Annotated in this window: 10 protein-coding genes; 5 read left to right on the top strand and 5 right to left on the bottom strand. The window is 60.9% G+C overall.

The genetic code is table 11. From position 1 onward, the window contains the following. Positions 1-160 precede the first annotated feature (160 nt). The 3 genes from AC3IX1_RS09075 (at position 161) to AC3IX1_RS09065 (ending at position 3,683) form a co-directional block, all read left to right on the top strand. Entirely contained in the window at positions 161-1,702 is a 1,542-nt protein-coding gene (locus AC3IX1_RS09075) for an NCS1 family nucleobase:cation symporter-1 (RefSeq protein WP_489387905.1), read from the top strand. 56 nt (positions 1,703-1,758) lie between these two features. Beyond that, complete coding sequence (locus tag AC3IX1_RS09070) at positions 1,759-2,487, top strand: aspartate/glutamate racemase family protein (protein WP_489387904.1); 729 nt, start codon at positions 1,759-1,761, stop codon at positions 2,485-2,487. Between the two features lie 233 nt (positions 2,488-2,720). Further along, entirely contained in the window at positions 2,721-3,683 is a 963-nt protein-coding gene (locus AC3IX1_RS09065; RefSeq protein WP_489387903.1) for an IS110 family transposase, read from the top strand. A gap of 103 nt (positions 3,684-3,786) precedes the next feature. Here the strand turns inward: AC3IX1_RS09065 and AC3IX1_RS09060 are convergent, their stop codons facing one another. Next, positions 3,787-4,710 (bottom strand): LysR family transcriptional regulator, encoded by a 924-nt coding sequence (locus AC3IX1_RS09060; RefSeq protein WP_489387902.1) that lies wholly within the window; start codon positions 4,708-4,710, stop codon positions 3,787-3,789. 124 nt (positions 4,711-4,834) lie between these two features. Between AC3IX1_RS09060 and AC3IX1_RS09055 the strand changes: the two genes are divergently transcribed. Continuing rightward, the gene (locus AC3IX1_RS09055; protein ID WP_489387901.1) at positions 4,835-5,581 is read left to right on the top strand and encodes a 3-oxoacyl-ACP reductase family protein; all 747 of its coding nucleotides are present in this window, start codon (positions 4,835-4,837) and stop codon (positions 5,579-5,581) included. Between the two features lie 140 nt (positions 5,582-5,721). Here the strand turns inward: AC3IX1_RS09055 and AC3IX1_RS09050 are convergent, their stop codons facing one another. Continuing rightward, on the bottom strand, positions 5,722-6,417 hold the full coding sequence (locus AC3IX1_RS09050) for an HAD-IA family hydrolase (RefSeq protein ID WP_489387900.1): 696 nt from the start codon (positions 6,415-6,417) through the stop codon (positions 5,722-5,724). 247 nt (positions 6,418-6,664) lie between these two features. On the opposite strand from AC3IX1_RS09050, the gene AC3IX1_RS09045 reads away from it, so the two are divergent. Then, positions 6,665-9,898: an RHS repeat-associated core domain-containing protein gene (locus tag AC3IX1_RS09045; protein WP_489387899.1), complete on the top strand. Its 3,234-nt coding sequence runs from the start codon at positions 6,665-6,667 to the stop codon at positions 9,896-9,898. A 147-nt stretch (positions 9,899-10,045) separates the two neighbouring features. Here the strand turns inward: AC3IX1_RS09045 and AC3IX1_RS09040 are convergent, their stop codons facing one another. The 3 genes from AC3IX1_RS09040 to AC3IX1_RS09030 all read right to left on the bottom strand — a co-directional run bounded on the left by AC3IX1_RS09040 (position 10,046) and on the right by AC3IX1_RS09030 (position 11,194). Further along, positions 10,046-10,228 carry a hypothetical protein gene (locus tag AC3IX1_RS09040; RefSeq protein WP_489387898.1) on the bottom strand — a complete coding sequence of 61 codons (183 nt, stop codon included), beginning with the start codon at positions 10,226-10,228 and terminating at the stop codon, positions 10,046-10,048. 16 nt (positions 10,229-10,244) lie between these two features. Continuing rightward, entirely contained in the window at positions 10,245-10,712 is a 468-nt protein-coding gene (locus AC3IX1_RS09035) for a hypothetical protein (protein WP_489387897.1), read from the bottom strand. Positions 10,713-10,825: 113 nt separating this feature from the next. Further along, on the bottom strand, positions 10,826-11,194 hold the full coding sequence (locus AC3IX1_RS09030) for a bacteriocin (protein ID WP_095945186.1): 369 nt from the start codon (positions 11,192-11,194) through the stop codon (positions 10,826-10,828). Between the last annotated feature and the right edge of the window lie 196 nt (positions 11,195-11,390).

Raw genomic sequence — 11,390 nt, 5'->3', positions numbered from 1 at the left:
AAAACATACACACACTTTAGATCCGCAAGCCTGAAGCGCCCTATCCCGTACAGGCTGCAGATGCCCCGTAACCAGTGATATTCGCCACCCGCGACGAAGATTTGTCGAGCCAACGCTCATGCACAGTCATCGCGGCGTCGAACATCAGGAGCCTGCCGGAATGCGTACTAGTCTCTCCAATAACAACATCGCGCTGGATCTACCCTCCTCCCAATCCACTCACACCGCCGACAATCAGGCGCATCACGCCCCCGTGGTACTCAGTCCCCGATTGCACAACAAGGACCTGGCACCGACCAAGTCCGAAGGCCGACGCTGGGGCCGCTACAGCATCTTTGCCCTGTGGACCAACGATGTGCACAACATTGCCAACTACTCGTTTGCCATCGGCCTGTATGCCCTTGGCTTGGGCGGCTGGCAGATTCTGTTGTCCCTGGGGATCGGCGCGGCGCTGGTTTACTTCTTCATGAACCTGTCTGGCTACATGGGCCAGAAAACCGGGGTGCCGTTTCCGGTCATCAGCCGGATCAGTTTCGGCATTCACGGTGCGCAGATTCCTGCATTGATCCGCGCCGTTATCGCCATCGCCTGGTTCGGTATCCAGACGTACCTTGCGTCCGTGGTCTTTCGCGTGCTGTTGACGGCGGTCCATCCCGGGTTCGCCGACTACGACCACGACTCGATCCTCGGCCTGTCGACCCTGGGCTGGGTGTGTTTCGTCGCGATCTGGTTCGTGCAACTGGCGATCCTTGCCTATGGCATGGAGATGGTGCGGCGCTACGAGGCGTTTGCCGGCCCGGTGATTCTGCTGACCGTCGCCGCCCTTGCCGCCTGGATGTACACCCAGGCCGATGCGACCATCGCCTGGTCGATCCGTGAGCCGCTGACTGGCGGTGAGATGTGGCGCAATATCTTTGCCGGTGGCGCGTTGTGGCTGGCGATCTACGGCACCTTGATCCTCAACTTCTGCGACTTCGCCCGCTCTTCGCCGTGCCGCAAGACCATCAAGGTCGGAAATTTCTGGGGCCTGCCGGTGAATATTCTGGTGTTCGCCGGCATCACGGTCCTGCTGTGCGGTGCGCAATTTCAGATCAATGGCCGGATCATCGAAAGCCCGACCGAAATCATCGCCTCGATCCCCAATACCTTCTTCCTGGTGCTCGGCTGCCTGGCGTTCCTGATCGTCACCGTGGCGGTGAACATCATGGCCAACTTCGTCGCCCCGGCGTTCGTACTCAGCAACCTGGCGCCCAAGTACCTGACCTTCCGCCGCGCCGGGCTGATAAGCGCGACCATCGCCGTGCTGATCCTGCCGTGGAACCTCTACAACAGCCCGCTGGTGATCGTGTATTTCCTGTCCGGCCTCGGCGCCCTGCTCGGCCCGTTGTACGGGGTGATCATGGTCGACTACTGGCTGGTGCGAAAAGGCCAGGTCAACGTGCCGCAGTTGTACAGCGAAGACCCGAACGGCCCTTATTACTACAGCCGCGGGGTCAATTTGCGCGCCGTGGCAGCGTTCATTCCCGCCGCTCTGATCGCCATCGTCCTGGCCTTGGTGCCGGGTTTCCACAGCGTATCGCCGTTCTCCTGGCTGATTGGTGCCGGCATCGCCGGGATGCTCTACCTGATCATCGCCAAGCGCCAACCGCACTACGCCGATGTCAGCGGCGAAGCCATCGCGGTCGACAACGTCAGCCATTGATCCTGTCGCGGCCCGGTGTTGTCGGGCCGCAGAACCAACAGCAATAAGGACTCCCCATGCGCATTCTCGTGGTCAACGTCAACACCACCGAATCCATCACCCAGGCCATCGCCCGCTCGGCGCAGGCCGTCGCGTCGCCCGGCACGGAAATCGTCGGCCTCACCCCGCACTTCGGCGCCGACTCCATCGAAGGCAACTTCGAAAGTTACCTGGCGGCCATCGCGGTCATGGACCGGGTGATGTCCTACGACCAGCCGTTCGACGCCGTGATCCAGGCCGGCTACGGCGAACACGGCCGTGAAGGCTTGCAGGAACTGCTCAATGTGCCGGTGGTGGACATCACCGATGCCGCCGCCAGCACGGCGATGTTTCTCGGTCACGCCTATTCCGTGGTCACCACCCTCGACCGCACCGTGCCGCTGATCGAAGATCGCCTCAAGCTCTCTGGCCTGTGGGACCGTTGCGCCTCGGTACGGGCCAGTGGTTTGGCAGTGCTGGAACTGGAACACGAACCGCAGCGCGCACTGGAGGCCATCGTGCATCAGGCCGAACTGGCAGTGAGCCACGACAAGGCCGAAGTGATTTGCCTGGGCTGCGGCGGCATGGCCGGGTTGGACGAGCAGATTCGCCGGCGAACCGGGGTACCGGTGGTGGATGGGGTGACGGCGGCGGTGACCATTGCCGAATCATTGGTGCGGTTGGGGTTGTCGACGTCGAAGGTGCGGACTTATGCGACGCCACGGCCGAAAAACATCATTGGCTGGCCGGGGCGGTTTGCCCGGTAGACCGCAGTGCCCCAATCGCGAGCAAGCTCGCTTGTATGTTTAGACTTGAAGGGGTGGGCGGGACTAAAAGCTCGATTCCGACTCTAGCCAGTACGGACCGTGGGAGACTTCTCGTCCCGCCCTTTCTACCCAAAGCGCCGATAAGGAATTCATCGGTAAAACCGACGATAGAGGCAAGCCAGCGCAACGGTAGACCCCGACAAGCACCTAAACCCTAGCTCCGAGGATTCGTCATGACAATCCTTACTTTGCCAACAGTGGTTGGCATCGATGTCGCCAAGGCCGCAATAGTCGCTTACCGCGAAGACCCGAAAAACACTCAAACCGTCGACAACAACCGGCAGGCTGTTGGCCGCTGGCTCAAAACGCTGCCAGCGCACAGCTCGATTGCCCTGGAGGCGACCAGTCTCTACCACTTGGACACCGCCGAACTGGCCCACGAAATGGGCCATCGGGTTTACGTTGTGGATGCTTATCGGGTCAGTCATTACCGCGAAAGTATTGGCCAGCGGGCGAAGACCGACCCCTGTGATGCGCGTTTGCTAGCGCGTTATCTGAGCAGCGAACAGGAGCGGTTGCGCATTTGGAGCCCACCTCCGCAGACCTACAAGGTCTTGAAAAGCCTGCTCCATCGACGTGCAGAGCTAATCAAGTTGCGTGTCAGTATCACGCTGAGCTGGTCCAGCGAACCGCTTCTACAAGAGACATTGGCCCTGCTGCTGAAGTCCTGCGAACAAGCTGAGCAGGCCATTCAGAAGTTGCTGCGCGAAGCCAGTCGAGAGGCTGGCATCACCGCAAACATCAAGCGCTGCAAAGCCATTGAAGGAGTTGGAGAGCTTACGGCCACTGGCTTGGCGACCGCTTTCATGCGTGGCCAATTCGCCAGCGGCGATGCTTTCATTGCCTTTTTGGGTATGGACCTGAGAGCAAAGGATTCAGGCAAGAAGAACGGGCCTCGGCATCTGTCCAAAAAAGGCGATGCAGAGTTGCGCCGTCTGGCGCACAACGCGGCAATGGCCGCTTGTCGATCACCCGCTTGGAGGCCGTACTACGAGTCCTACTTGGCCAGAGGTCTCGCCAAAACCCAAGCCTTGGTCATTCTCGCCCGCAAACTTTGCCGGGTGGCATTCGCCCTCATGAAAAATCAGAGCGAATACCAACCTAATTTAAGGCTGCAGGGTTCCCCTGCAACATAGAATCTCCCACAGGTTTTGCGTCGTACCTCAGTAATGTGTTCGACGCAAAACCTGTGGGAGCGTGGCTTGCCCGCGATGGTCGCACCTCGGTCCTGAGCCTGCCTCAAACCGCACTAAACCGCTGCCCCAACCCCCGCTCGGCAAACTGCTCAATGACGAATTCGACAAACGCACGGGTCTTGCCAGGCAGCAGTTTGTGTTCGGCGTAATAGATGGAGGTGTAGCCATCATCGATGTACCAGTCCGGCAACACCCGCTGCAACCTGCCCGACTCCAGATAGCCCGCGGCAAACGGCATGCTCACCAGCGCAATGCCCAGACCCTGCGCGGCCGTGGCGCAGGCCGCCTCGGAATCGCTCATGGTCATCCGCGCCTTGAGCGTCAACGGGCTGTGCTGCTGATTGCGATGGGTCAACTGCCAGGAGCGCACCCGACCGGTCTGCGGCGAGCGGATCAGAATCCCGTCATGGTGCTTGAGGTCATCCGGCTCGGTGATCGCCGCATGTGTCTCCAGGTAGTCCTGCGTAGCCACCAATACCCGATGCGCCGGACTCAACCGGCGTGCCACCACGCCCTGGGGTAATTCGAAGCCGCCGCCGATTGCCGCGTCGAACCCCTGTCCGATCAGATCGACCTGGCGGTTGTCGAAGTGCCAGTCCGGGTTGATCGCCGGGAATCGCCGCAGAAACTCGCCGAGCATCGGCACAATGTACAGGCAGCCGAACACCGTCCCCATGCTGACTTTCAAAGTGCCCGCCGGCTGACCTCCGGCGCTGGCGAGATTGGCCACGGCATTCTGGATGGTGTGCAGGCTGCCGCTGACTTCGCCGAGAAACAACTGACCGGCCTCCGTCAGGGTCAGGCTGCGAGTGCTGCGCTGGAACAATCTGACACCCAGGCGCGCCTCGAGCTTGGCAACGCTCTTGCCCACCGCCGCCGGTGTCAGGCTCAAGCGACGCGCCGCCTCGGCAAAGCTGCCGACCTCGGCACTGCGCACAAAGCATTCGATACTGCTGAAGGTTTCCATAGGCGCCACTATAAACTTTTGGTTTACACAGACTATCGCAATTATGGTCTACACAGCAGGTAATCCTGAATCGATACTAGCCTCCATCAACCGGGACATCTCGCCTCGGAACTTGGAGATTGACATGACTACTCAGAACCTCAGCGGCAAAGTGGCATTGATTCAAGGTGGTTCCCGCGGCATCGGTGCAGCCATCGTCAAGCGCCTGGCTGCTGAAGGCGCGACCGTTGCCTTCACTTATGTCAGTTCCACGGTCAAGGCTGAAGAACTGCAAGACAGCATCACCGCCAAGGGCGGCAAGGCCCTGGCCATCAAGGCCGACAGTGCCGACGCCGAGGCGATCCGCGGTGCCGTGTCCGCCACGGTAGAAGCCTTCGGTCGCCTGGATATCCTGGTCAACAACGCCGGCGTACTGGCGGTCGCACCGCTGGCCGAGTTCAAACTCGAAGACTTCGACCAGACCCTGGCCATTAACGTGCGTAGCGTGTTCATCGCCACCCAGGCCGCCGCCAGACACATGACCGAAGGCGGTCGCATCATCAACATCGGCAGCACCAACGCCGACCGCATGCCCTTCGCCGGTGGCGGTCCGTACGCCATGAGCAAGTCGGCGCTGGTCGGCCTGACCAAAGGCCTGGCCCGTGATCTCGGCCCGCAAGGCATCACTATCAATAACGTGCAACCGGGCCCGGTCGACACCGACATGAACCCGGCCCACGGTGACTTCGCGGAAAGCCTGATCCCGTTGATGGCCGTGGGCCGTTACGGCAAGGCCGAAGAGATCGCCAGCTTCGTCGCCTACCTCGTCAGCCCTGAAGCCGGCTACATCACGGGAGCCAGCCTGACCATCGACGGTGGCTTTGGCGCCTGATGCGCGTCAGTCAATTGCAATAACTGTGGGAGCGAGCCTGCTCGCGAAGAGGGAGTATCAGACACGTTGATGTTGTCTGAAACACCGCTTTCGCGAGCAGGCTCACTCCCACATTTGCCAGAGTCGCCCCGTTTTTTTAGCTAGGTCCACTCAAGCGCCGGCAAACCAAAGGCACTCGGCACAAACGCCTTCAGCGTACGAAGAATGCCATCGGCGTGTGCGTACCTGGCGTCGGCCATTGCCGCATCCGGAATCGCAATCGCCGTCATCCCCGCCGCTTTCGCCGCAGTGACACCAAAGGGCGAATCCTCGAACACCAGGCAATCTTGCGGTGCAACACCCAGGCGCCGCGCCGCCGTCAGGAAAATATCCGGTGCCGGCTTGGCCGCGCCCACCTCGGGGTCATCGGCGGTGACGATGAAGTCGAACAAGGCGAACCAGTCGCGGTGCAAGGTGGTTTTCTGGCCGAACGACTGGCTCGAAGAACTGGTGCCCACGGCGATGGGAATATTGTTGGCCTTCAGATGCCGTACCAGCTCCTGTGCGCCGGGCATTGCCTGCGCTGTAGGAAAACGCTCGCGCATCAGCGGCTCGCGGATCACCAGAAATTCTTGCGCCGTGATCGGCAAGTCCAGCGCTTCAACCACATAGCGCGCCAGATCGCCCGCGCCTCGGCCAATGATGTTCTGTTTGATGCTCCAGTCGAACGTCCGGCCGTAGCGCGCGGCAATGATAGACGTGACTTCGGTGTAGATGCCCTCTGTATCCAGCAACAAGCCGTCCATATCGAAAATCACGGCCTTGATCGGGCCGAATGCTTTCAGTGGTGCATTCATCGCATCTGATCCGTTTTCTAAGGCATCCCGGGCAGCTCAGGTACGGCGGATGCCCCATGGATTAAAGGATTCAGCAGCATAGCGAGCGCCGCCGGTTTAGGGCAATGATCAAATCCCGATCGACGCCGAATGGCCTTCCCTGATTTGGCGAATCGCCCTACAGCAAGCGCCACCTTTCCCGACTTATTTCCTCACCGATCCCCCGCAGAGTTTCGCGCTCCACATTCCGCCAAGCGAAAGACAGCAGATGTTCGATCCCCAAGAGGTATTGGCATGCCCCGCCAGCGGTCCCCTGTTACTTCACTCTGGCAGGCATGAACGCCACGAGGACGCCTCCAGACAGGCGAAAAACCCCAACGGCGACAGCGCCGAGCGCACTGCCACACACAACTGCCCGGTGTCGTTGGTTACCGGCGAAGGACTGCTGACCCTGACCGACGGCACCCTCGACGGGATCCTGCCCTTCGACTTCACCCGCCTCTATCGCACCAGTGCCGTCGATATCGACAGCGGCCTCGGTTTTGGCTGGAGCCATTCGCTGTCCCAGCAACTGGAACTTCACGGCGATAAGGTACTGTGGATCGACCCCGAAAACCGCCGCACGCTCTTTCCCCGGCCGACGGCGACGCGGCCGGAGCTCCACAACAGCCTGTCGCGGGCGGCGATTTACCTCGGCGAAGAGCCGGACGAACTGATCCTTTTCCCGGCCGGCGACCGCGCGCGGTTCTACCACTTTCATGACGGCCGGCTCAGCGCGATCAGCGACGCCTACGGCAACCGCCTGACGGTGCAACGGGACCGCTGTGACCGGATCCAACGCCTGGACAACGGCGCCGACCGCGCCTTATTGCTGCGTTACGACCTCAAGCACCTGGTGGCCGTCGACTATCAGGTGCTTCAGCGCGGCGATCCCGAGACGAACACCTGGCGCACCGAACAGACACTGGTCAGCTACCGCTACGACGCCCGCCAGCGCTTGATCGAGGCAACCAACGCCGCGGGTGAAAGCGAGCGCTATGACTACGACGAGCAGCACGTCATCCTGCAACGGCAACTGGCCGGCGGCGCGAGTTTCTTCTGGGCGTGGGAACGCACCGGCAAGGCAGCCCGCTGCATCCATCATTGGGCCTCGTTTACGCAAATGGAGGCGCGTTACACCTACGACGATCAAGGCCGCCTGATCGCCGAGCAGGACGCCCTCGGCGCCGTCACCGAATACCAATATGACGAAGTCGGTCGGCTGGTTACGCTTCTTGCGCAGAATGAGGCGCCCACGTCCTGCGAGTATCGTTACGGTTTCCTGCACACCCGCACGCGGGGTCAGGAGACGTGGACCTGTCAGCGCAATCTCCAGGGCGATATCACTGCCGTTACTGATTCGGACGGGCAGATCACCCGCTATGTCTACGACCCGCAAGGGCGCTTGCTGACAATCCGATTCCCCGACCAGAGCGGTCACCGGTTTGTCTGGAACGCCTTGGGGCAACTGCTGGAGGAGACCTTGCCGGACGGTGCCCAGCGCACTTTTTCCTACGATGTGCTGGGCCGGCGGATTACCCGGCAGGACGAACACGGTGCCGTCACCAGCTATGAGTGGGACGCCGTGGGTCGACTGACACGGACCACGCTGCCCACCGGTGCCTGCCGTGCCTATCGATACAACACCTACGGCCAGGTCACCGCCGAAACCGACGAACTGGGGCGGGTAACCCGTTACGAATACGCCGACGACCTGCACTTGGTCAGCCGTCGGATCAACCCCGACGGCAGCGCACTGAAGTTCCGCTACGACCATGCGCAACGACTGATCACCGAGATCGAAAACGAGGTCGGCGACACCTATCGGCTGGAGTACACGCCAGGAGGGTTGATCCGACAGGAAACCGACTTCGATGGCCGACGTACCACCTATGCGTATGACGGTAATGGCCAGTTGCTGGAGAAAACCGAGTTCGGTGACGACGGTTCGCAACTCGTCACACAGTACCAACGTGACAGCGCCGGGCGCTTATTGCTCAAGACCCTGCCCGACGGGGTCAAGGTCGAGTACCACTACGACAACTTCGGGCGACTGGTCCGCGTCGATGACGGTCAGGACCACCCGCTTGCGTTCGAATACGACCTCCAGGGGCGTCTGACCACCGAGTATCAGGGCTGGGGCACCCTGCGTTACGGCTATGATGCCTGCGGTCGGCTCAAGCGACTGCGACTGCCGGACGGCTGTGTCCTTGTCTACCACCATGCCAAGGGGGGCGTCCTCACCGCCATCAATCTCAATGGCACGCGCCTGACCAGCCACCGTTGGGTCTGCGGCCGCGAACAACAACGCCAACAGGGCCAGCTGCTCAGCGATTACGCCTACGACGAGCAAGGCCGTTTGCAGGTCCATGCCGTCAGCCAAAAGCAACGACCGCTGTACCGTCGCGAGTATGCCTACAGCGCCAAGGGCAATCTCCTGCAGATTGCCGACAGCCGTCAGGGCCAACGCCACTATCAATACGATGCGCTCGACCGCCTGACCGGCGTACGCCACGCCCGCGACCAGTTCGCGGAGAACTTCACCCATGACCCGGCCGGCAACCTGCAGATCCACGGCCGTCCGGGCCCGTTCGTGCTCCAGGGCAACCGTCTGCGTCGCCACTGCAACAGTCACTACGTCTACGACGCCTTCGGCAACCTGATCCGTGAACACCGCGGTATGCCGCCCCAGGTCAGTAAATACGCCTACGACAGCCAGCACCGCCTGATCAGTATCAGCACCCCGGACGGTAAAAGTGTCAGCTACCGCTACGACGCCTTCGGCCGGCGCATCCGCAAAACCGTCGACGGCCAGACCACGCAATTCTTCTGGCAAGGCGACCAGCTCATCGCCGAAAGCGCTCCTCGGCACTACCGCAGTTACGTTTATGAACCCGGCAGCTTCCGCCCGCTGGCGCTGCTTGCCGGCAAGGGACAGGTAGACGCCTGCCCGCTCTACTACCAACTCGACCACCTCGGCACCCCGCTGGAACTGACCAGCTATCGTGGCGCCATCGTCTGGTCGGTGAAATACACCGCCCACGGCAAACTCCGCGAAGTCAGCCACGGCGACGGCGAACGATTCGAACAGCCGCTACGGTTTCAGGGGCAATACTTCGACGCCGAGAGCGGCCTGCACTACAACCGGCATCGCTACTACCATCCCGACTTCGGTCGTTATCTGACTCCGGATCCGGTCAAGCTGGCCGATGGGTTGAACCCGTATCGGTACACCCGGAACCCGACGGGGTGGGTGGACCCATTGGGATTGGGCGGGAATTGCACGCAAGCGAACAAGCAGGGATGCTCGACGCCGTATGGGGAAGGAGGGGCAAAGGTTGATGTGGGGGAGCCTGGTGTACCCTCTCCAAAACTTTCGAACAAATACGCGTATCGCGCAGACTCGAGGGAGCCCCGGGAAATGTTTTCAACCGGTTTTGAATCCCTCGGGCCGACGCCTTGACGAAGTGAATCGGGGCCCAGGCTTGCTCACTGTCGTTTCGTAATAGCTGGCTCACCCGCGCCATCGTCCCGATCATCGGGATCGTCCGGCGGTCGATGGACGCGTTCGTTCAGCTGGACAACCAGTCAATCCGCCAACTCAGCTCGATCAGTCTTCGTCCTCTTCCTCATCTTCAAACTCGACATTCCCCACATCGCCCAAATCATCAGCATCGTTAAGCGGCACCGTCGCATCATCCATCAGCGATCCCGGATCTTCATTGCCGGGATCGTTGATAGGTGACAGTCCGCCCGAGCCCTTTTCTTCCTTGCCTTCGCTTTTCGCAGTCATGGGATGCCTCGCTCAACTAGTGATGCTTTTTGTGGTGCTTGTTCGAGTGTTTATGACCGTTACCGGAATGGGAATGACCACTGTCACTCCCCAGATCATTGCCGATCGCACCGCCGGCTGCACCGCCCAGGCCTGCACCGATGGCCGATCCGGTCGAACCGCCAAGACTGTTGCCGACCACCGATCCACCCGCCGCGCCCAAACCACCGCCTACGGCTGCTTCGGTGCGACTGCGCTTGGGCGCGGCAATGGCACTGCCGGCCGCTCCGCCGACACCGGCACCAATCGCTGCCCCCGTGCTGCCGCCCACCTGACCACCGACAACGTTGCCCAACACCCCACCAAGACCACCGCCCACCGCGGCATCTCCATTACCTCCCGCCAGTGCCGCCTGAGAGATCAGCCAACCAAAAACAATCGCAGGCAACATCAATCGTCGAACACTCAGGCTTGCGGTTTTCTTGCCGTTGGTTTTCGGGTCCATGACATGCCTCACATTTTTCAGGGGTATGGAAGATTTGAGCCGCTGCACCGTAAAACGTTCATAAATGAAAAAGCCCGGCATCAAGCCGGGCTCTTTTAGATGCACAATCAGGATCAGTGACCCTTGTGACCCTTGGCCAGGTTGCTGCCTACGCCGCCGCCCAACGCACCGCCCAGGCCAGCACCGATGGTGGCACCGGACTTGCCGCCAAGGCTATTGCCGATCACCGAACCACCGGCAGCGCCGACACCGCCACCGATAGCAGCACTGGTACGATGACCTTTTTTGGCGGCAACTGCGCTGCCCGCCGCGCCAGCCACGCCCGCACCAATCGCTGCGCCAGTGCTGCCGCCCATCTTCTGGCCGACCACGTTACCCAATGCGCCACCCAAGCCACCGCCCAGCGCGGCAGTGCCGTCACCAGCCATTGCACCTTGAGCAACCAGAAGCCCCAGAACCAGAGCGGGCAGTGTTAAACGCATGACAAAAACCTCAAAAAATAGGGGTACACAAAAAGAGGGGCGAGATTGAATGCTTTTGCGCGGACAAAGTCCAGCACGCCGGTCCAACTTCGCGATTGGCGACGGTTGGACAGCGTTTACCGAAAAGGTTTTATCGCGGACAAAAAAAAGCCCGCTGGGGAACGGGCCAGGTGTTGCTTTCTAACGGATGAGTCGA

It is taken from the genome of Pseudomonas sp. KH_046_2, assembly GCF_057838985.1.
This window is presented reverse-complemented; position numbering and strand designations above follow the sequence as displayed.